At 42.5% G+C, this 22278-nt stretch carries 22 protein-coding genes; 17 read left to right on the plus strand and 5 right to left on the minus strand.

Annotated features, from left to right (window positions below):
* Window positions 1-5 precede the first annotated feature (5 nt).
* The 8 genes from DM09_RS06280 to trhO all read left to right on the plus strand — a co-directional run bounded on the left by DM09_RS06280 (window position 6) and on the right by trhO (window position 8174).
* A complete protein-coding gene (locus tag DM09_RS06280; RefSeq protein ID WP_038248794.1) occupies window positions 6-590 on the plus strand; it encodes an NADH-quinone oxidoreductase subunit J in 585 nt (194 codons plus the stop codon).
* On the plus strand, window positions 590-895 hold the full coding sequence (nuoK, locus tag DM09_RS06285; RefSeq protein ID WP_038248797.1) for an NADH-quinone oxidoreductase subunit NuoK: 306 nt from the start codon (window positions 590-592) through the stop codon (window positions 893-895). Before DM09_RS06280 ends, nuoK begins: the two co-directional genes overlap by 1 nt.
* 12 nt (window positions 896-907) lie before the next feature.
* The gene (gene nuoL, locus DM09_RS06290; RefSeq protein WP_232507775.1) at window positions 908-2911 is read left to right on the plus strand and encodes an NADH-quinone oxidoreductase subunit L; all 2004 of its coding nucleotides are present in this window, start codon (window positions 908-910) and stop codon (window positions 2909-2911) included.
* A 16-nt stretch (window positions 2912-2927) separates the two neighbouring features.
* Window positions 2928-4496: an NADH-quinone oxidoreductase subunit M gene (locus DM09_RS06295; RefSeq protein ID WP_038248800.1), complete on the plus strand. Its 1569-nt coding sequence runs from the start codon at window positions 2928-2930 to the stop codon at window positions 4494-4496.
* 13 nt (window positions 4497-4509) lie between these two features.
* Window positions 4510-5973: an NADH-quinone oxidoreductase subunit NuoN gene (nuoN, locus tag DM09_RS06300; protein ID WP_038248802.1), complete on the plus strand. Its 1464-nt coding sequence runs from the start codon at window positions 4510-4512 to the stop codon at window positions 5971-5973.
* Window positions 5974-6038: 65 nt separating this feature from the next.
* Window positions 6039-6398, plus strand: coding sequence for a VanZ family protein (locus tag DM09_RS06305; protein ID WP_051938248.1), 360 nt, complete (start codon window positions 6039-6041; stop codon window positions 6396-6398).
* Complete coding sequence (rnhB, locus tag DM09_RS06310) at window positions 6395-6973, plus strand: ribonuclease HII (protein ID WP_038248805.1); 579 nt, start codon at window positions 6395-6397, stop codon at window positions 6971-6973. The genes DM09_RS06305 and rnhB overlap by 4 nt, the downstream gene beginning before the upstream one ends.
* Before the next feature lie 196 nt (window positions 6974-7169).
* A complete protein-coding gene (gene trhO, locus DM09_RS06315; RefSeq protein ID WP_038248808.1) occupies window positions 7170-8174 on the plus strand; it encodes an oxygen-dependent tRNA uridine(34) hydroxylase TrhO in 1005 nt (334 codons plus the stop codon).
* Here the strand turns inward: trhO and DM09_RS06320 are convergent.
* From DM09_RS06320 to DM09_RS06340, 5 genes are read right to left on the minus strand one after another with little or no spacing between them, the layout of a single operon-like run.
* Window positions 8171-9199, minus strand: coding sequence for a hypothetical protein (locus DM09_RS06320; protein WP_038248810.1), 1029 nt, complete (start codon window positions 9197-9199; stop codon window positions 8171-8173). The genes trhO and DM09_RS06320 overlap by 4 nt on opposite strands.
* Window positions 9199-9906, minus strand: a complete 708-nt coding sequence (locus DM09_RS06325; protein ID WP_038248812.1) for an ABC transporter ATP-binding protein — start codon at window positions 9904-9906, stop codon at window positions 9199-9201. The genes DM09_RS06320 and DM09_RS06325 overlap by 1 nt, the downstream gene beginning before the upstream one ends.
* Window positions 9907-9917: 11 nt before the next feature.
* Window positions 9918-11156, minus strand: coding sequence for an ABC transporter permease (locus tag DM09_RS06330; protein WP_038248816.1), 1239 nt, complete (start codon window positions 11154-11156; stop codon window positions 9918-9920).
* A 9-nt stretch (window positions 11157-11165) separates the two neighbouring features.
* Window positions 11166-12389, minus strand: a complete 1224-nt coding sequence (locus DM09_RS06335; RefSeq protein WP_232507776.1) for an ABC transporter permease — start codon at window positions 12387-12389, stop codon at window positions 11166-11168.
* Window positions 12390-12391: 2 nt separating this feature from the next.
* A complete protein-coding gene (locus tag DM09_RS06340; RefSeq protein ID WP_038248818.1) occupies window positions 12392-13144 on the minus strand; it encodes an outer membrane lipoprotein-sorting protein in 753 nt (250 codons plus the stop codon).
* Window positions 13145-13330: 186 nt separating this feature from the next.
* On the opposite strand from DM09_RS06340, the gene DM09_RS06345 reads away from it, so the two are divergent.
* Genes DM09_RS06345 through DM09_RS06385 form a run of 9 tightly spaced genes read left to right on the plus strand, consistent with a single transcriptional unit; the run spans window position 13331 to window position 22240 of the window.
* Entirely contained in the window at window positions 13331-15250 is a 1920-nt protein-coding gene (locus DM09_RS06345) for a SurA N-terminal domain-containing protein (RefSeq protein ID WP_038248820.1), read from the plus strand.
* A 9-nt stretch (window positions 15251-15259) separates the two neighbouring features.
* The gene (gene bioD / locus DM09_RS06350; protein WP_051938249.1) at window positions 15260-15913 is read left to right on the plus strand and encodes a dethiobiotin synthase; all 654 of its coding nucleotides are present in this window, start codon (window positions 15260-15262) and stop codon (window positions 15911-15913) included.
* A 52-nt stretch (window positions 15914-15965) separates the two neighbouring features.
* A complete protein-coding gene (locus DM09_RS06355; protein WP_038248822.1) occupies window positions 15966-17576 on the plus strand; it encodes a hypothetical protein in 1611 nt (536 codons plus the stop codon).
* Between the two features lie 38 nt (window positions 17577-17614).
* Window positions 17615-18685 (plus strand): uroporphyrinogen decarboxylase, encoded by a 1071-nt coding sequence (gene hemE / locus DM09_RS06360; RefSeq protein WP_038248825.1) that lies wholly within the window; start codon window positions 17615-17617, stop codon window positions 18683-18685.
* Window positions 18686-18691: 6 nt separating this feature from the next.
* On the plus strand, window positions 18692-19318 hold the full coding sequence (locus DM09_RS06365) for a riboflavin synthase (RefSeq protein WP_038248827.1): 627 nt from the start codon (window positions 18692-18694) through the stop codon (window positions 19316-19318).
* Window positions 19315-20547, plus strand: a complete 1233-nt coding sequence (locus DM09_RS06370; protein ID WP_038248829.1) for a bifunctional 3,4-dihydroxy-2-butanone-4-phosphate synthase/GTP cyclohydrolase II — start codon at window positions 19315-19317, stop codon at window positions 20545-20547. The genes DM09_RS06365 and DM09_RS06370 overlap by 4 nt, the downstream gene beginning before the upstream one ends.
* Window positions 20537-21031 (plus strand): 6,7-dimethyl-8-ribityllumazine synthase, encoded by a 495-nt coding sequence (ribH, locus tag DM09_RS06375; RefSeq protein ID WP_038248832.1) that lies wholly within the window; start codon window positions 20537-20539, stop codon window positions 21029-21031. Before DM09_RS06370 ends, ribH begins: the two co-directional genes overlap by 11 nt.
* Window positions 21028-21483 (plus strand): transcription antitermination factor NusB, encoded by a 456-nt coding sequence (gene nusB, locus DM09_RS06380; protein ID WP_051938250.1) that lies wholly within the window; start codon window positions 21028-21030, stop codon window positions 21481-21483. The genes ribH and nusB overlap by 4 nt, the downstream gene beginning before the upstream one ends.
* A 40-nt stretch (window positions 21484-21523) precedes the next feature.
* Window positions 21524-22240 (plus strand): hypothetical protein, encoded by a 717-nt coding sequence (locus DM09_RS06385; protein WP_038248836.1) that lies wholly within the window; start codon window positions 21524-21526, stop codon window positions 22238-22240.
* Window positions 22241-22278 lie beyond the last annotated feature (38 nt).

Here is a 22278-nt window from a genome sequence, read left to right on the forward strand (position 1 = left end):
ATAATATGTTAGAACTTGCATTCTTTTATTTATTTGGCGGCTTGGCTGTGTTTGCTGCGTTGGGTGTGATTTTATCCGCCAACACTATGCATTCAGTGATGTGGCTTATTTTGTGTTTCTTTAATGCATCGGGTTTGTTCTTTTTGTTGGATGCTGAATTTTTGGGTATTATTCTTGTCCTCATTTATGTGGGTGCTGTGATGGTGCTCTTCATGTTTGTGGTGATGATGCTTGAGGTCAACCAAGCAGTGAAACGTGAGGGTTGGTTACAGTATTTACCCGTCGGTGGCATGATTGCTCTAATCTTGTTTGTTGAGTTGGTGGCAGCTTCGACAAGTGGTGTGTTTAGTAGTGGTGATATGGCAATGACAGGTCACCTTGGGGCAGAAGTGAATAACACTGTTGAAATCGGTAAAGTATTGTATACGGAATATCTACTGGGTTTTGAGATTGCAGCGATTATTTTGTTGGTTGCTTTGGTGGGTGCGATTGTATTAACGCTTCGTGAGCGTAAAGATGCAAAATACCAAAATATTTCAAAACAAGTGAATGTTCGCAAAGAAGATCGTTTAACTAAGGTGAGTATGTAATGGTTCCTTTATCTAGTTTTCTCGTAGTTGGTGCAGCCTTATTTAGTATTGGCATTGTGGGTTTATTTTTGAACCGAAAGAACGTCATTACCATTTTAATGTGTATCGAATTAATGCTGCTTGCTGTGAATATTAATTTTGCAGCATTCTCACACTTTTTGGGTGATATTGGTGGTCAGATATTCGTATTTTTCGTTTTGACTGTTGCAGCATCAGAAGTTGCTGTTGGTTTGGCTATTTTGGTTGCGTATTATCGTCAACGTCGCTCGATTGCGATTGAAGACATCAATACGTTACAAGGATAAGAGGGGAAGTTCATGGTGTTAGAAACAACTCATATGACGTTGAATCAAGCGGAATTATTAGCAATTCCTTTGCTTCCCTTGATTGGCGCACTAGCAGCGGGTTTATTTGGATGGCTACTCAAGGATACGCTTAGCCATTTAGTTACATCAGGTTCTGTGATTTTATCGGCGATTCTGTCCATCGATGTTTTTATTAAAGTATTAGCTGGTGCAGAGTTTTATGGTAATTTTTGGACATGGATAGCATCGGGTGATTTGGTTGTAAATATTGGCATGATGATTGATCCATTGACTGCAATCATGATGGTTACAGTGACAGTGGTGTCGGCATGTGTGCATATTTATACCATTGGTTATATGCACGGCGACCCAGGCTATCCAAGGTTCTTCTCCTATATTTCTGCATTTACGTTCTCGATGTTGATTTTAGTGATGGGTAATAGCTTTTTCACTTTATTCTTCGGCTGGGAAGCTGTTGGTTTGTTCTCGTATTTATTGATTGGCTTTTGGTTTAAGCGCGAATCTGCAACTACGGCTGCAATGAAAGCATTTATTGTGAACCGTGTGGGTGACTTTGGTTTTGCGATTGGTATTTTGGCAGTGTGGTACTACTTTGGTACGGTGGATTACCGTGAAGTATTTGCCGCAGTTCCAGCATTGGTTGATTCTGCAGCTACCATGCACTTCTTGGGTTGGGAAATTGATACCATTACATTTGTTTGCTTGGCTTTGTTTGTGGGTGCTATGGGTAAATCAGGTCAAGTGCCGTTACATGTTTGGTTACCCGATTCCATGGAAGGTCCTACACCTATTTCGGCATTGATTCATGCTGCGACTATGGTAACTGCTGGTGTATTTATGGTGGCACGTTTATCACCGATGTTTGAATATTCAGAAACGGCTTTGGCAGTAGTGATTATTGTTGGTGCGATTACAGCCTTTATGTGTGCCACGATTGGTCTGGTACAAACAGATATTAAACGTGTGATTGCATACTCAACATGTTCGCAACTGGGTTATATGTTTGTGGCATGTGGTGTGTCGGCTTATTCAGCAGGTATTTTCCACTTGATGACACATGCCTACTTTAAGGCACTGTTGTTTTTAGGTGCAGGTTCTGTGATTCATGCTGTGATGGCTAATCAAGATATTCGTAAAATGGGTCAATTGCGTAAGTATATGCCGATTACTTATATCACCATGCTTCTTGCAGGTTTAGCACTATCTGGTATCCCTCCTTTTGGTGGTTTTTATTCTAAAGATTTAATCATTGAAGCTGCGGCAGTTCGCGATATGGGCTGGGTAAGTAATGTGGCATACTGGGCACTGATGTCAGGTGTGTTTATGACTGCCTTTTATACGTTCCGTATGTTCCTACTAACATTCCATAATAGTGACCGTGTGCCTGTTGAAACCAAAGCACATCTACATGAATCACCAAAAGTGATTACCGTGCCACTTTTAATATTGGCTGTAGGTGCGGTGGGTGCAGGTATGTGGGGTTATTATGTGTTAGATATGGCGAATCCTGAAATCATTCATGGCTTTTTCCGAGATGCATTGTTTGTAACAGAAGAGCATAACCCGCTATTGAAATTAGAGCTTCTTGAGGAAGATCATACCCATTCACACTTTTGGTTAGAGTATGGTGCGCTTGTTCTTGCACTATCTGGTATTGGTACTGCGTTTTATATGTACTTTAGAGAAAATAAGTTGCCTGCAAAATTGGCTGAAACATTTCCTGGTTTATATCAGTTCTTATTGAACAAATGGTACTGGGATGAGTTATATGATGTGATCATTGTTCGCCCTGTTCGTGCACTTGGTACGTTCTTTTGGCAAAAATGTGATTTGGCTGTGATTGATAAGGGAATTATTCATGGTGGTATCATAGGTACAGTTAAAAACGGTTCAGCATTATTGAAAAATATCCAAACGGGTAGGGTTTATCATTATGCCTACGCTATGGTCATCGGAGTGTTCGGTTTACTAACATTCTTGATGTTAAACGCGTAAGGGGAGCAGGTTAGTCATGGAATTGTATAACGTACTCGATTTCCCAATTTTATCGTTGGCAATCTTTTTGCCAACATTTGGGGCATTGATCATTTGGCTGTTTATTAAAAATGATAATATGGTTCGCTGGGCAGCATTGCTGACTTCAGTCGCAACATTTATTGTTACGCTACCCCTTATTTTCAGCTTTGATAAAACTACATCGCATATGCAGTTTGAAGAATTCCACCCTTGGATTTCAGCAGTAAACATCAATTATCATTTGGGTGTGGATGGTATTTCTATGCCGTTCATCGTGTTAACTGGTCTGTTGATTATTATTTGTATTGGGTCTGCTTGGAAATGTATTCAAACACGTGTGAAAGAATACATGATTTCATTCTTGATTTTAGAAACAACCTTAATCGGTGTGTTTTCAGCATTGGATGTGATGTTGTTTTATTTCTTTTGGGAAGCATTACTTATTCCTATGTATCTAATGATTGGTGTGTGGGGCGGTAAAAACCGCGTTTATGCTACACTCAAGTTTTTCTTATATACCTTGGCTGGATCGGTATTGATGTTGGTTGCCTTGTTGGCGATGTATTTTGAAGCTGGACACACATTCAGCATGCTAGACTTGATGAACTACAAGTTTGACTTCCAATGGCAGTTCTGGATTTTCATTGCGTTCTTTATTGCATTTGCGGTAAAAGTACCCATGTGGCCCGTGCATACATGGCTGCCTGATGCGCATACCGAAGCGCCGACAGCAGGTTCGGTGATTCTAGCTGGTATTTTATTGAAAATGGGTGCATATGGTTACCTACGTTTTTCACTGCCTATGCTTCCCGATGCCTCACAATATTTTGCACCTATGATGATTGGTTTAAGTTTGGTAGCGATTGTTTATATTTCATTGGTAGCGATGATGCAAAGGGATATGAAACGCCTGATTGCATATTCCTCTATCGCACATATGGGATTTGTGACACTGGGGACATTTGTGTTCACCCAACAAGCGTTAGAAGGTGCAGTAATAGGTATGATTTCTCATGGCTTTATTGCAGCAGCGCTCTTCCTTTGCGTGGGTGTAATGTACGACAGACTGCATACGCGTGAAATCAGTGATTATGGCGGGGTTGCCAATGTCATGCCTGTATTCGCCGTGATTATGCTTCTTTTCTCTATGGCAAACATTGCATTACCAGGTTCATCGGCATTTATTGGCGAAATTATGGTATTGATAGGCACATTCGCTGCAGACCCATCAGCTTTAGTGATTTCAGCCAAATGGATTGCGATTGCCGCAACAATAAGTGTTGTGTTATCTGCTTGTTATACACTTTGGATGTATAAACGTGTGATTATGGGTGATGCTATTAAGGACAGTGTGAAATCCATGACAGATATTACATTCCGTGAGTTTTCACTGTTTGCACCGCTTATTATTTTAACAATATGGGTTGGTTTTTATCCACTTCCTGTTTTGGATTTATTGCATGAATCAGTTGCTCATTTGGTTGAACAAGCAACAACAAGTAAACTTGATGCTGCAACAGCATTGATAGAACATTCAACGGCGTTAAACGCCGTAACACACTGAGGTTTAATATATTATGACTGAGGTCGTTTTTCCTTTCCCGTTTCCACAACATTTGGAGCTTATCCTTCCTGAAATTATTTTAGCAGTGATGGGTATGGTCACATTAATGATGAGTGTGTTTATTTCCAAATCACGACAAAATATTGTGGCTTGGACAGCTATTGTCTCGCTTGTGGCTGTTGGTGCTACATTGCTTTCTGTGTCTGGTTCTGATCATCAGCATACATTCTATGGTTACTTTTTGTTGGATCCGCTTTCCACATACGCCAAGTTATTAATGATTACTGCTACAGTTTTTGGTATGTTACTTTCATTGAACTATATTAAAGATTTAGCTAATGTCGGTGAATATTATACGCTGATGTTATTTGCACTCTTAGGTATGATGTTGATGGTGTCGGCAAATAACTTCGTGATTATGTATCTTGGTCTAGAACTAATGGCATTGTCGGTGTATGTCTTGGTGGGTTATCAACGTGATGTGCTTCGCTCTACAGAAGCTTCATTAAAATACTTTATCCTTGGCGCATTATCATCATGTATGTTGCTGTATGGTTTAACATTTTTATACGGGACAACAGGAAGTTTCTTCTTTGCAGAGATGGGTGATATTATTGCAGGAACTGGTGATAATGAACGCCTAGCTGTATTAACTGGTATGTTGTTTGTTTTGGCTGGGTTGGCATTTAAAGTGTCTGTTGCACCATTTCACATGTGGACACCAGATGCTTATGAAGGAGCACCAACGCCAATTACAGCATTTATGTCGGTTGCACCCAAAGTTGCAGGTCTGATAGTCTTTATGCGAATTGTGGAAGAAGTTTTTCAAAGTTTGCAGGCTGAATATACACCGATCCTTATCTTCTTTGCTGTATTGTCTATGGCAGTGGGTAATATTGCTGCGATTGTCCAGCGTAATATCAAACGCATGTTGGCATACTCTACCATTGGCCATGTTGGTTTCATTCTTTTGGGTATGATTGCTGGCACAATACAGGGTTACACAGCGATTATGACTTATATGACCATTTATTTGTTTATGACCATGGGTGTATTTGCCATTATCATCATGATGCGTCGGGATGATATTCAAGGTGAATTATTGGATGACTTTGCAGGTTTATCGAAAGTACGTCCAGGTTACGCATTAGCTATGGGACTATTGATGTTCTCTATGGCAGGTATTCCATTCCTTGGTGGTTTCTGGGCAAAATACGCAGTATTTATGGCTGTGGTTGAACAAGGTCATATTGTACTGGCGACTTTGGGTGTGTTGTTCTCAGCCATTGGTGCATTTTATTATATCCGTATTGTTAAATACATGTACTTTGATGAAGAGCGGGTAAGTTTTAATTTTGCAAAGAGTGTTCCATTGCAAGCCACTGTCGTATTTTCAACCATTGTTATTGTTGCCATTGGTTTGTACCCAGACCCTGTGATGCAAATATGCAAATTGGCACTGGCTGGTTTCGTTTAATTTCATATTTATGCTTATATGACCGACATGAGGATCTCATGTCGGTCTTTTTTTGAGGTGTAACTTTGTTTCATCTATACAAAGACCGTATTGTTTTACTGTTGTATTGCGGGTTTATATTTTATTTATCCCATCAACCAACGTTGCCCATGCCAATGTTATTCGAGCATCAAGACAAAATCATTCATATGACAGCATATGCCATCATGGGTCTTTTGGTTTGGCGGGTGTTTGTATACAAGTTTAAAGTGAAGCTTTGGCTTGCTTTGTTTTCAGTGCTTTTTTGTAGTTTATATGGTGTGTCTGATGAGTATCATCAATCGTTTATTGATGGGCGTGATGCCGATGTTTGGGATTGGTTTGCTGATACCATAGGCGCAGGGCTCATGGTGCTGGTTTTAAGCCGTGTTGAGTATAAGTTATGATTGCTGGTGTGGATGAAGTAGGACGTGGTCCATTGGCGGGACCAGTGGTTACAGCAGCGGTCATTTTATCGCCAGATGACCCATATTACGGGCAATACCGAGATTCCAAGAAGGTATCAGAAAAAAAACGACTCAAGCTCTATCACCATATTAAACATTATGCGGTGAGTTATGCTGTGGCACAGGCAAGTTTAAGTGAAATCGATGAGTTAAATATTTTGCATGCAACCATGAAAGCTATGCGTAAAGCCGTGTTAGCTTTGGATGTGCATCCTACAAGCATAGAAGTGGATGGCAATCGCGTGCCTAATCATATGCCGGCACCCACCACAGCCATTATTGGTGGTGATGATAGTGTGCAACATATAGCCGCAGCATCTATCATGGCAAAAGTTGTGCGAGATCGCCTGATGCGAGCTTATGATTATCAGTATCCAGAATACCAATTCGCCAAACACAAAGGTTATGGCACCAAAACGCATATGGATGCACTCAAACAATATGGTGTTTGCCCTATTCATCGCAAAACATTTGCGCCGATTGCTAAGCTACTTGCACAGCCATCCTTATTTTAACGGCTTCTTTTATTACGCTGAATGTCATTTCTTTGATAAATTCTAATATGGTTAAACCATTCTACGTAACGAATTAAGCAGCTATATTTGTAAGTTGTTAATTTGGTAATACCTAGGTCAATGAACTACAGTTTTAGACAAGCGGAAATGACATGTTAATATTACCCGCCTCGATTTATGGATTAAAGGTGAACCAATGAAAACCGTAGTAGCTGCACTTTATCATTTTGCGACTTTAGAAGACTTTAGGGATATGCGTGAGCCATTGCAGGTATTTTGTGATGGGCATGGTATTAAAGGCTCGTTGTTGCTGGCTAATGAAGGCATCAACGGCACGGTGGCTGGTTCAAGGCAGGATATTGATGAGTTGTTGGTTTATTTACGCAGTGACCCACGTTTAGAAGCCTTGGAACACAAAGAATCATACACAGATGATAAACCTTTTTATCGTATGAAGGTGAAGCTGAAAAAAGAAATTGTGACCATTGGTATTGATGGGGTGAACCCCAATGTATGCGTGGGTACGTATGTTGACCCTGAGGATTGGAATGCGATTATCTCTGACCCTGATGTACTGGTGTTGGACACGCGTAATGACTATGAATATGAAATTGGTACATTTAAAGGTGCGATTGATCCCAAAACAGACACCTTTCGTGAGTTTCCCGAATATGTGGAAAAAAATTGTGACCCACAAAAACATAAAAAAGTGGCGATGTTTTGTACAGGCGGCATCCGCTGTGAAAAAGCATCTTCATTTATGTTGCAGCAAGGTTACGAAGAGGTTTATCACCTCAAAGGTGGTATTCTTAAATATTTGGAAGAAGTACCCGAAGAAGAAAGTTTATGGGAAGGTGAATGTTTCGTATTTGATGACAGAACAGCCGTTAAACATAGGCTAAAACAAGGTGAACACCAGCTTTGTCGCGGCTGCCGATGGCCACTAAGCACTAAAGATAGGCAGAGTGGACATTATCGCGAAGGTGTATGTTGCTCGCGTTGTTATGATGTGCTTACGCCAGAAAAACAACGCCGTTTGGAAGAACGGCACAAACAAGAACAGCTTGCCAAAGAACGTGGGGAAGTCCATTTGGGCATGTCGCTTAAAGATGCACAGCGCAAGAAGTTGGAAAAAAAACGCGCTTTGGGGGCAAAAGTTCCCAATCATTTGTTGAAACACGGAAAAAAACAGTACCGTTAAAAATAGATTTGGTAATCCAAAGCATACAATTTAGGGTAAGTCGTAAACTCAGAGAGTGTTTTACCTGATGGTAATAAAATGGACACGTTAAGCGTACTTTCATTGGACAATGAATAGTTGATGTATGCTGTACCCAGTTGGGATTGGTCATTTATGTTTTTGATAATGCTGAAATTGCCTAGGAGTAGGGGGGTGAACTGGCAGTTTAACGCCAATGCTAGGTATTGTTTACCTGTGTAGGGCAAATGTGGTGTTGGAAAGGCAGCGCCATGATTAAACCATTCTCCACTTAATGTGATGTCAGAGGATAAACGCTGTTCCAAACCCAACACCCATTCGGCTGAAGTTTTCTTGTTTTGGGTGCTTACATGTCCTTCGGCGCGAATGCCAAGGTTGCCCAGATCCGTTTGTATGCTACCGCCCAAGACTTGTTGGGTTGGTAAAGAAGTCTGATGAATTTCACCTGCCAATACCATCCAACTGATGTTGGAAAAGACAGATTCAAAGCGTAATATGGATGAGGCGGGTATATCTTCATCACGGTTGTTAACCCATACAGCAGAGAGCTGAGAAAGTTCACCCAACGGTGTTTCGGCATACAAAGCATCTACACCCTGTTTGAAATCACGGTTTAGACTTTGGATAGTGAAAGGTGCAAAAAAATCATTGGGGCTAAAAAAGAAGGTGGTGGTAAGGCTAATGGCTTGTCGCCCAGCTTTGAGGTAGACGTTATCATTGCTGTAGCTGATATTAAGTCGGTCTGCTTTGGTTTGGTATGTATCGATGTTGGCAAAAAATGTCTGTTGCCATATTTGTTGGTATTCGACATGCCAGTTGTCGGCATTGATGTCATACATCAATCGTGTGGATAAGAAGTGTGAAGTATCCGAATCTATCACGCCGCTGCCAAGCAAGAGTAAACCACGCGCTTCTTGGCTGAGCATGTCATTTTCTGAAACATAAAACGCATAACTCGCAGAAATATGGGTGATAATCAAGGCAATCAAGATAGATATACGAAACATTATGCTGTGGTATCACTTGCGATTTTTCCATCATGTACCTGAATTATGCGGCGTGCTTTATCCATCACTTGTTGGTCGTGGGTGGAGAATAAAAAAGTGATACCTTGCTTTTCGTTTAAATCTGCCATCATTTGCAGTAGCGATTTGGCTGTTTCTGAGTCCACATTGGCTGTGGGTTCATCAGCAAGCACAATAGCAGGGTGGGTGACGATGGCTCTAGCAATGGCAACACGCTGCTGCTGTCCGCCAGACATTTCATCGGGTCTGCGTTGTTCAAGACCTTCAAGCCCTACATCTTTGAGCACCTGCATCACGAAATGGTGTTTTTCTGCTTCAGCAACATCTTGTAAATCAAGCACAAAGGCAGCATTTTCATAAGCTGTCATCACAGGAATCAGGTTGTACGCCTGAAACACAAAACCAATACGGTTTTTTCGAACTTCGGCAAGTTCGGTACGGCTTAATGATGCTAAGTCCACACCATCGACCCATACACTGCCTGCATCAGGCACATCCAATCCACCAATAAGATTGAGCAAGCTAGTTTTGCCTGAACCAGAAGGACCGCAAAGTGCGGTGAAGTCACCTTTTTGAATATCCAGTGAAACATCGTTGACGGCATGAACCTTCACTTTGCCCTGTAAATAGCTCTTGCTCACATGTTCCAAGCGAACAATGGGTTGTTCTTTGCCTAAAATATCGGACATATTCACTCCTGTTAAATCGTTTTTAGGCTTTCAATGGGTGGTGTCCTGCCTGCTTTCCAAGCGGGATATGCGCCAGCAAGCATGGCAAGCGTAAATACCGAACCTAAGATGAAAACAACGCTTTCGGGGAACAATCGCGCCTTGAATAGAGGGTCAATCAAGACACCACCATAGGTGAAGTCATTGCTCATGCTTGTACTTAAATCAATGCCGTAATGGTAAAGAAAATAATACCATGGTGCGGTGATGATGATGCCAAAAATAAGCCCCAATAATGCCAGCCAAAAACATTCGACCATGACCAGTCTGAATAAGGTGTTGGGTGATAAACCCACTGCCATCATCATGCCAAACTCATGCCGGCGCTCCAATACACCCATGAGCATGGTATTGAATATGCCAGCGGCAATAAGTAAACCAACCAACAATTGACTGATATAATTGATGCTTTTGTCCATAGCAATCATACCTGCCAAATCAGGCAGGCTTTCATGCCAGCTAAGTACAGTATAATTTTGGACGCTGGGTAATATGCGAATCATGTCGCGAGCAAGGTTTGCTTTGCGTTGGTCATGAATCAATATGGCAATCAAAGATACTTCATCTGTGGTGTAACCCAAAGCGCGCTGGGTGCTTTTTAAAGGCATAAGCACCATGTTACCATCAATAGCATCCACACCTGTATGAAAAACACCCGTGACCCTTGCAATATGGCTGATGATTTCACCATCCACACCGGTGGTGGTGTAAACCAGCTTTTTACCCAATTTGAGGCGTAGATTTTTGGCAAGTTTGTTGCCCACGACAATGCCGCGTTTGCTGTTCGCAGTAAATATTTTTCCTTTCACCAAACTTTTGATGAACAAATTGTTGTTGGCATGTTCAAGTGCAGGGTTGATGGCAATAAAAGCACCACCAATGCTTTTGTTGGCGCTGGCAAACATGGCTTGGCCCACGATACGTGGTACAGCACTGGCAACAGCATCCAAAGTGCGTGTTTGTTGCAAGATTTCGTCAATGTGATGCAGGCGTTTATCTAGCGTAGGTTTATTTTGATACTCTTGTGGCTCAATGGTGACATGTCCCATGCCCATTTTGGCACCTGAATCAATCATATTGGTGTAGGTGTAATCACCAGTGCCTGTGAATGTTACCGATAACATCACACCAAAAGCCACAGAAAATGCCGTGATAAAGGTACGGCGCTTGCGGCGGAAGATATTACGAAATGCCAGTTGATTGAGTTTCATGGTAACCCCTTAGCGGTAATGCAACGCATCGATGGGTTTCATCCATGCGGCTTTCCATGCGGGATACATCACGGCAACCATCGCCATGGCAATCAAAAATACAATGGGGGTAAATAAAGATTCATAGGTGACGTAAGTGTACCAAACAGGGTCAAAGGCAAGCCCACCCATAGATATAGAGCCGTCCATGATGGCTGACATATCAATACCGTGTATGGAAAAATAATGGGCGACCCACCAGCCAGCTATCAGCGCAATGGCAGATGCCAACAATGTTTGAATCAGAGTTTCGGCATAAATCAGACGCACAATCTGCCAAGGGCGCACACCGATGGCTTTCATGATGCCAAACTCATGCATGCGCTCAAATACAGTCATTAGCATGGCATTAAGAATGATGGTCGCCACAGCGATATAGGTTATACTCATCATAATCAAACTTTGAATATCAGCGGTCTCCAACAAACGTGCGATAGCAGGCATCAGCTCTTTCCAGTTTTTAACTTCATATTCAGGTACAAGATTTTGTACTTGCGTGGTGAGTTGTGTTAAATCGGTTTGTGGGCTGGGGCGGCGCAACACGATTTCATGCGCCCCACTGGGGATTGCCATGAGTTCACGAAAAGTTTGTTCTGCCATAAATACTGCCGAACGGTCGATATCATCCGATACCACTTTAAGAATACCTTGCACGAAGAAAATATCATTCGCCATAAAACCATCAGCACTTTGCCCGACAAAAATTAGCTCATCACCAATGGTTACCCCCAAAGTCGCAGCGATTTTTTTGCCCAAAACCACAGCTTTAGGTTTGGCTTCATCCAACCAGCTACCCACAGCCACATGTTGATACAGTTTGGTTACCGTTTTTTCACGTTGCATATCAATGCCACGAATATGTGCGCCTGAAGATGTACCATGGGTTGCCATCAGTCCAAAAGCATACAACCGAGGTGCGGCTCTGATGCCTTGTTGCGCCAACTGTTGCAAGATATGTGCGGTATCGGTGATACGTTTATAAATATCAGGGTCATCACGATAACCTTGCTGATGAATTTGAATGTCCCCCATATTCATTTCAACAATTTGTCGTTCACTGCCTTGAATCATGCCTGCCATCATGCTGGAGAACAAAATCATAATGGCACAAGCAAATGCCATGGATAACACGGTGACTGCTGTGCGTTGTTTATTTCGCCCTGTATTACGCAGTGATAATTGCAGGATATGCATATTTAGCGTTTGTGCCGCTTGAGTGCTGATTTGTTAAAAAAACTATCATTTATAGGTACATTTAAGGTTAATGTTTCAAAGATAAACTCCGTGAATTCATCGGGTTTGTCCGCTGGCACGATGTGCATAATAGAAGGTCGAATTTTACCTGCCATTTTTTTTAAGCCAGTGAAGGTAAATGTGCGGGATACCTGCATGTCTTCATCATAAAAGATTTCACGAATGGGCAAATGGCGTTCTGCTTCGACTTCTAGTATAATTTTACCCCATACCACAGCCGCAGCTTCTTTGGGTAAAAGTGTGAATTCAATGATGTTCTGCCCGTTTCGTTTGCCCTCAAAGCTGATTTCTGCATCAAAATCATCTTCCAAACGTGATTCTTTAACCAAATCATCATTGGTGAGATGACTACCCATCCAAGCCCCCATCATCATGCCGCTACTCAAACGAATGGTACGGTCTGTTTTGGGAAGGTAAGTATAAATATAATTACCTGACTTGAGAGTGATGGTGCCTTTTTCGCGCAAAGGTTTGAGTACCTTGGTCAGACTCTTTTCCTTGCCCTTAGACCATAATTCCAAAGTCATGGTTCGGCTGTAATGCTGGGTTTGTATTTTTAAGGTGGCAATCGCATGTGATGATGAACCACGCCACAAGTTATCTACTTCCGCTAATATAACACTGGTACGGCTGTTATTTGCCCATGCTGTATTTGCGATAATAAGTGCAAATAGAATACCCCAGAAAAAACGCATGTCGCCTCCTGACTATCAAGTAGTCAGCATATATGAAACTTTTAAATATTAAAATAGATTCATGTGTTTTTTCTTGATATGTCATAAAAGAATTACATTTTGCTCCGTGGATTAGGGGAATTACCTTGCGAAATATAGCTTGCTTCTTTACCTTGCGCCTTCACAGAATTTTTACTGGGGTTTTAGATGCTTGAATCAATGCGTAAACATGCACAAGGCTGGATGGCTAAGGTTATTCTTGGTGCAATTATTTTATCCTTTGCTTTGTGGGGAATTGGTGATTATTTCACAGGAAACCAAGTTGAAGCGGTTGCTGAAATTGATGGTGAAGCCATTTATGATGTAGATTTTGCGACTACATATCAACGTCAGCTAGCAACATATGCCAATATGTTGGGAGACAAGTTTAGCAAAGAATTGGCTGAGCAGTTGGGCGTTAAAAATGAAACCATTCAAACCATGGTAAACCGCCGTTTGATGTTACTTGAAGCGCAAAACCTTGGTTTGGTTGTGCCTGATGAAGCAGTGTTGGCAACGGTGCAAAGTAACCCTGCATTTCGTGAATCCAATCAGTTTAGCACAGGGCGTTATGAAGCTTTAGTACGTCAAATGGGTTTCGCTTCAGCACGTGATTATGAAAAGTATCTGCGCCAAAGTATTATGATTGATACTTTGCAAAAGGCGATTGTTGAATCGGCTTCAGTGAGTGATGCCGAAGTAAAAGCGAGGTTTAATGCCTCTTTTGAGAAGCGGGTGTTGGCTGCATTGATTGTAAACCCTGAATCTTTGAAACCTGCAATCAAAGTGAGTGATGAACAAGCAAGAGAATGGTATGACTCGCATACCTCAGCATATCAGTCACCATTAAAGGTTGAATTGCAAGTTGTAGATATTAATGCAAAAGATTTGATGGATGAAGTAAGTATTAGTGATGAAGATGTGGCGCAAGCTTATGCCGAGCGGCAATCTGAATTTGGTACGCCAGAAAAACGTAAAGCATCACATATTTTGGTGCGTGTAGCCAAAGATGCTTCTCAAGGCGTGCTTGAAGTTGCACAAGCAAAAATTGAAGCTGCCAAGAAGCGTATTGATGCAGGTGAAAGCTTTGCTGCTGTGGCAAAAGATGTTTCTGATGACGTGACAGCTTCGCAGGGTGGCGATTTGGGCTATTTCTCACGTGGTGCCATGGTTCCTGAATTTGATAAAGTGGTATTTGACCAGTTGAAGGTTGGTGAAGTCAGCGATGTGGTACGCACCCAGTTTGGGCTTCATTTGATTCAATTGAATGATGTGAAAGCTGCAGATGTGAAACCGCTTTCAGAAGTGAGTGCGAAACTAAAAGATGAATTGCGTAGAGAAGCAGCGGTAGATGAAGCTTACCGTTTATCGCAAGACCTAGACAATGCGTTGGGTATGGAAGACTCGCTGCAAGCTGCTGCTGCAAGTGTAAACCTACCTGTACAAAAACTAGGGCAGTTGAGCACGGAAAATGTATTGGCGAATCCTCTATTGGGCGCATATGATGAACTGAAGAAAAAGGCTTTCACTGCCATGCCTGGTGATGCGATTGAAATTACAGAAGTAGACAATGGTCACTTTGTTGCTTTAGAGGTTCTTAAGCGTATCAATCCGAAAACCATGGATTATGCAGAAGTGGTCAAACGTGTTTATGCGGATGTAACCAATGATTTAGCTGCAAAACAGGCGCAAGACCTAGCAGAAAACATTTTACGTGCAGCACAAGAAGGTAAAAACATTCAAGCTTTGGCACAAGAGTTTGGACAACCTATGTTCACATCTAAACCCGTGCGTAGCAACGGTGATGGTGATGCTGCTGCATGGCTAAGTAGTTCTGTTTTGCGCGCTTCATTTGGTATACCTGAAGGACAGTGGGTGAACCATGTTATCCCTACATCTGCAGGTATTTCTGTGGTATTTGTAAAACAAGTTGAACATGCGGATGATCAAGTGTTTGCAGCTGAGTCTGGTAAGGTGCGTGATGAGACGCTTAAAGCCAAAGGAGCTGTGCGCTTTGCGCGTTGGATAGCAAGCGTGCGTGACCGCCATGAAATCACTATCAATGAACGCGTATTGGATCGTTTCTAAGCGGTATTAGTGTCACGCTCTATCTTTATTACAGCAACCGATACTGGTGCTGGTAAAACATGGGTAACAGCAAACCTATTGAAACATTTGCTGGCTCAGGGTGTGTCTGCACAAGCTTTGAAACCCATTGCCAGTGGTGTGCAGGCAACAGGGGTGAATGAAGACGTTCAGCTGCTGATGGATGCTGGAAACTCAACTGAACAAGCTGTTAATTTTCATACCTTTCAAACACCCGTTGCGCCAGCGTTGGCAGGGCAAAAAGAAGCATGCCCTTTATCTCCTGAAAAACTTTTGGCTTGGATAACGCAGCGGGAAACAGAAAAACAAACAACTTTGATTGAAGGTGTTGGTGGTTTAATGGCACCGCTTGTATTACATGAGCAGCAGTGGTTAGTGAGTGATTGGTTGCAAGCGATGCCGCATGTTGAAGTGATGTTGGTGATACCCTTGCGTTTGGGCTGCATGAGTCAGGCTTTGGTACATTGTGCATATCTTGCGTCGATTCAGCGCGCACCCCAATGGATTGTTCTGAATGATTTGGAACATCATCAAACAGGTGAGGAAACCATGCGTATAATATCACCGTATCTATCCAATATTTTTGATAAAATGCCATCTTTGGCTGTGGTGAGGCAAACTTCCGATTTAGTGTCTATACTGTAAACATCCAAAAATATTTACTTTCGAGGATTCTTGAAAGAAGATAGAGGTTGTTATGACGACACCAGAGAATAAAAGAGAAGTTCAATCCGCTTTAGCATCCGATTTGCGTTTGCATCCCCAACGTCTGGATTTGGGGCAAGCCGAAATGCTTACCGATGTGTTGCTGAATCGATTTGAGGATTTAGAGCAGCGTTTAAACACTTACTTTTCAGGCTCTGCGGCAGGCCCTGAGTTGCGTAAAAGTATGCAAGCATATTTGTCACGTTTGAACTCCAATCCGCTTATTCCATTGCATTTTCGTCTCAAAGTATTGCATAGATTCGAAGAACGGCTGGATTTGTTTGATGCAGAAATGACAGCTGCTGTTTTGAACGCACATAAAATCGGTGTGGACATGGTGCAAAAAGAAGCACTTCAAGACCCAGAATATTATCGGATTTTGGTGGATATGGTTGCGCATGCTATTAATTTAGCCGGTAGTTTGATGAAGGATACACTGGGCAGTTACCATGCGCCTGCAGTGATTACTGTACGCCAAGTGTTTGATTTGATGCGTCTGGGTATGATTGTTGTACCTGAATTGGGTGAAGGGGCTGAGGAAGAAACCAAACGTTTACACTTGTCGATTGTTCGCTACGAGCTGTTGCGGGGGTTAGATTTCTTTAGTAAAACCATTGAAGCACAAGGCATGATGATGGATGAGCTGCAGCATCATGTGGATGAGTTAACGCCACATTATTTGCCCAAAGATGGTCTCAAAAGCTCGGAGATGAAGGGTTATAGTCTTCTGGTGACGAATATGAGTCGTCCCAATGATACAGCGCAAGTGGTCACTTTTGCACCGCAACCAACAACTTCAGATTATATCATTATTCCCATGGATGATTTCATTGATAAATTGGTGATGGCGATTGATAGAGCGGAAAAAGTGATTAACAACCCTGTGTTGCAGAGTAATGACTTGCAAATTGAAGCGTCTTTACAAACGACGGTATTGGGTGGGAATGCCATACTTGATGCTTTACGTACCAAATCACGTGATACCGAGCGCCAAGAATACGGCAATGCAAAATTGGTGGTGGACTGGTCTTTGCAGCATAGTATTTCAGTGTTGCAAAGTACGCTTGCGTCCAAAGAGAATATTTTAAGCAAACAGACAGAAACAGAAGATGAAAATGATGTGGCTCCTGCCCATGCTTGGACAGTGATAAATATTAGCCGTCAAGGCATGGCGGTTGAACGACTGAGTGCTGTTCCGCCAGAAAGGGAAGTGAATGCCTTGGTGGGGTTGCATTGGAAGCCACATCGTGGTGAGCCATGTTTTGCTTTTATCCGTTGGATTCGTTATCCCAAAGAAGGTGAGCAACAGGTAGGTTTGCAGTTTTATTTGCGTGATTTTGTACCTGTAAATGCCACCATGTTATCCATTGGGGATACCAAAGAACATCGCAAGTGGTCCTTGTTGGCAACTTTTGAGGCTGATGGTGAGCATGTGATTGTGTTTCCCGACCCTACTGTGTTCAAAGGCATGGTTTTTAGCGTAGAAGAAGCCAGTCATGGTGGGTATTATAAAGTGGTTCAGGTGCAAGAAGTGGGCTCAAATTATGCTATTTGTGTTGCCCAAGTTGCATCAGAGTTGGATACCAAGCATATTGATGGTTAGGGTAGGCGTTTCTTACGACTATCGAAAAAGGATTTACAATGTCTGAATTAAAGAATGATTTGTTTTTACGCGCATGTTTGCGTCAAGATGTGGAGCGCACGCCAGTATGGATGATGCGCCAAGCAGGGCGTTACTTGCCTGAGTATAGGGCGACACGCGCGCGCGCTGGTGGTTTCTTAAACCTATGCCGTTCACCAGAAATGTGCAGTGAAGTGACCCTGCAGCCCATCGATATTTTGGATGCTGATGCGGCAATTTTATTCTCAGATATTTTGGTTGTACCTGAAGCCATGGGTATGGAGCTTACATTTGGCACGGGTGAAGGTCCTAAGTTTCCAGACCCTATTGCTTGCAAAGCAGATGTTGAAAAACTTCCTGTGTTGGATGACCCCACGCGTGAGTTGGGTTATGTGATGGATGCGGTGAGCACAATTCGCCGCGATTTAAATGGTCGCGTACCTTTGATTGGTTTTGCGGGTAGCCCTTGGACATTGGCTACATATATGGTTGAAGGCGGCGGCTCGAAAAATTTCTCGAAAGTCAAAGCCATGATGTTTAATGAGCCTGAAACCATGCACTTGTTGTTGGAAAAGTTAGCTGATTCCGTGGCTGCATACTTGAATGGTCAAATTGCAGCAGGTGCACAAGCGGTGCAAATCTTTGATACTTGGGGTGGCATCCTTAATACCCGCGATTATAAAGATTTCTCATTGCAGTATATGCAAAGAATTGTATCGCAACTCACCCGTGAACATGATGGTCGTAAAGTGCCTGTGATTTTATATTCCAAAGGCGGCATGGGCTGGCTTGAAGCCATGGCAGATACAGGTTGTGATGTGCTTGGTTTGGATTGGTCGATTGATATTGATGAAGCACGTCGTCGTGTGGGTGATAAAGTAGCATTACAAGGCAATATGGATCCAACCATGTTATATGCCAACCCTGAAAAAATCCGTGCTGAAGTGAAAGATATTTTAGCGAAATTTGGGCATGGCAATGGGCATGTGTTTAACCTTGGACACGGTATCACACCTGATGTGCCACCTGAACATGCGATTGAATTCTTCAAAGCGGTACGTGAAGAATCTGTGAAATATCACGCCAAGTAACCACAGGTGTTTACAGGTATTGTTCAAGATGTGGGGCGTATTGAAACGCTAAAACATCAAGAAAACCAATCATTATTTGTGTTTGCAACCAAGCTGGATATGTCCGCTTGGCAGCTTGGTGATTCCGTGGCTGTAGATGGCTGCTGTTTAACCATTACGGATTTTCCTGACCAAAAGCACAGCTTTTGGGCTGCAACATTGTCACCGGAAACGATTAAACTTACGCGTTTTTCAGAGGTGCATAAGGGTGATAAGGTCAACTTAGAACCTGCACTGCGTATGGGTGATGCCTTGGGTGGTCATATGGTGAGTGGCCATATTGATGATGTGGCACGTGTTGTTGCCATCAAAGATGTGGGTGAGCATAAGCAAATGACTTTTGAAGTACCTGAAAAGCTCAAGCAATATGTGGTGGTCAAAGGCTCAGTCACACTGAATGGGGTGAGCTTAACTGTGAACACAGTGGAGAACACATGTTTTACGGTAAATTTAATTCCGCATACTTTAGAACATACCAACCTGCATCTTTTGCAAAAAGGTGATAGGGTGAACCTTGAAACTGACCTTCTGGGTCGGTATGTTGAACGTATTTTAAGCTGCCAAAGCAGTGGCAATACACAGGAGAAGACATGAGTCTCGACCCTTGCGAAGAACTGATTGAAGAATTACGCGCTGGGCGCATGATTATCCTTGCCGATGATGAAGATAGGGAAAATGAAGGCGATTTGGTGATGGCTGCAGAGTGGGTCACGCCTGAAGCGGTGAACTTTATGGCAACCCATGGTCGAGGTTTGATTTGTTTAACCCTTGAAGAAGAGCAAGTGGATAGACTTGGTTTACCTTTGATGACCCAAAATATCAACTCGAAGTTTAAAACCAATTTCACAGTGTCGATTGAAGCGGCAGAGGGCGTAACCACGGGTATTTCTGCCTTTGATAGAGCGCACACGATTCGTACAGCGATTAAAGATGATGTGACGGCTGAAGATATTCATACGCCAGGGCATATATTTCCACTGAAAGGTCAAGAAGGTGGTGTTTTGGTGCGCGCTGGGCATACCGAAGCCAGTATTGATTTGGCGCGATTGGCAGGGTTGAAACCTGCAGGTGTGATTTGCGAAATCATGAATGAAGATGGCTCTATGGCGCGGATGCCAGAGCTGAAAAAGTTTGCTAAGAAACATGGCATCAAGATTGGTTGTATTGCCGATTTGATTTCTCATCGCCTCAAACATGATTCTTTGGTGAAACGTGAAGTCGAAGTGCGTTTGCCAACAGAATTTGGTGATTTTCAAATGGTTGGTTTTAGTAATCTTGTGGATGATGCCGAACATGTAGCATTGGTGATGGGTGAACCCACGGCGGAAGAACCATGTTTGGTGCGTGTGCACTCTGAGTGTTTAACAGGTGATGTGTTTACCTCACGTCGTTGTGATTGCGGCTCTCAACTTCATGCGGCGATGAAACAAATTGCCGAAGCAGGTTCTGGTGTATTGTTGTATTTGCGCCAAGAAGGGCGCGGCATTGGTTTATTTAATAAATTGCGGGCTTACTCGCTGCAAGATGCAGGACATGATACAGTGGAAGCCAATCAGAAACTGGGCTTTAAGGCAGATTTAAGGGATTATGGTATTGGTGCACAAATTTTACGTTCATTGGGTTTACGCAAGCTCAAATTATTGACTAATAATCCGAAGAAAATTATTGCCTTGGATGGTTATGGTTTGGAGGTGGTCGAGCGGGTGCAGTTGGCAGCGTTTGCCCACGAAGACAATATTCATTATTTAACCACCAAACGTGATAAAATGGGGCATTTGTTTGATGTTTTAGATCATAAAAGTGGAGAAGCCAATGAGTCTTGATGCACCAACACTGGATGGTACAGTCGATGCAACGGGTTTACGTATCGGCATTGTGGCAGCTCGTTTTAATGAAGACATTACCAATGCTTTGACCGATGGTGCAATTGAGGCATTAAAAAAACACGGGGCAAGTAATGAAAATATTACCGTTGTTCGTGTGGCTGGTGCATTAGAAATTGGCACGATTGCGCAGCGTATGGCAAAGGCACATGTTTATGATGTTATTGTATGTTTGGGCTGTGTGATTCGTGGTGGTACAGCGCATTTTGATTATGTATGTCAAGGTGCGATGGATGCAATCAATCATATTGCAGAGCGCGGTGATATTGGTGTCGGGAATGGTGTATTGACGGTGGATACATTGGAACAAGCGCAAGCGCGTACAGGTGGTACGCACGGACATAAAGGTGCTGAGGCAGCCTTAACAGCAGTCGAAGTCGCCCAAGCATTAAAGAATTTAGAACCCATGGTGGAGCAAGCGTGAGTCAAAGAACTAAACAAAAAAAACCAAATCGTCATTTGGCACGAGAATCTGCAATTGAAGCTTTGTATGCTTGGCATAATGGTGGCAATGATGCAGCAATGATTCCTGCAATTTTGGCAGACCGTATTCAGCAAGAAGAACGTCAAGCACAAGATGAAGCCTATTTTCGCGAAATGGTGATGGGTGTGACTGAACAAGTTGATGCTTTGGATGCTTTGATTGCAAAAGCAGTGCAAGGTAGAAGTTTACGCAGTATTGCCCATGTTGAATTAAATATTTTGCGTATGGCAACATGGGAGTTGCAAACACGTTTGGAAATTCCTTATAAAGTAATTATCAATGAAGCATTGGAGCTAACGCGAGATTATGCTGATGAACCTTCACGTGGTTTTATCAATGGTGTATTAGATAAAATAGCGCAATCGCTTCGTGTGCAGGAAATCAAAGCTTAATTTTTGAAGACAATACAGCTTTGATGTAAGGGGAGAAGCTATGGAATACATTCAATGTACGCATTGTGGCAAACGTTATGAAGTTTCTGAGCAAATAAGGGCTGCTGCTGGTCAGTTTACAACTTGTAAAGCGTGTCATGAAAAGTTTTTGATTGTGGTACATAGCGCGAAAAAACTAGAAGAAACAAAAGATGAAGGTCTGGTTTCAACAGGAGGTTGGGATCCTTCGCTGACCATGCCTGAAGATGATCAAAATGATGCAAAAGCAGAAGATCAAGCTGTAGAAGATTATTTGGGTGATGAAGATGATGATGGGGCGCAAGTATTGGCTGCATTGCAGGCAAAACGTAAAAAACAGCAGATGTTTTATGCGCTCATTGCGGTGGTTGTTTGTGGCATGATTGCTGGGGCTTGGTTTTTTTTACAACAGGATGATAACTTGCCGGCCACGACGGTGAATCAGAAAGCAGCAACAAAAGTTCAGTTAAGTGCCAAAGAAATGGATATGAAAAACGTAGCTTGCCGTCAAGCTGCAGCGGTGAAATGGTTGTTGGATAGTAAAGTGATGCATAGCCAATATTCAGCGGATACTTTTGTGCGTATGTTGAAGTTGAGTGAAGAGCAATCAGCAGAAGTACGTAAAATCTGTAAAAATCCCCAAGTGATTCAAGAGATTATAAAAGCAGCAACCAATCAAGTGAAACCAGATTGGTTTAAGGCAGAAATTGAAACCATTCAAAGTCGTCGTCAGCATTAAATCAGAATTTTAGGCTGAATCATTAAATATGATGATTG

The sequence above is a fragment of the Ghiorsea bivora genome, assembly GCF_000744415.1.
In the GTDB taxonomy this organism is placed as follows: domain Bacteria; phylum Pseudomonadota; class Zetaproteobacteria; order Mariprofundales; family Mariprofundaceae; genus Ghiorsea; species Ghiorsea bivora.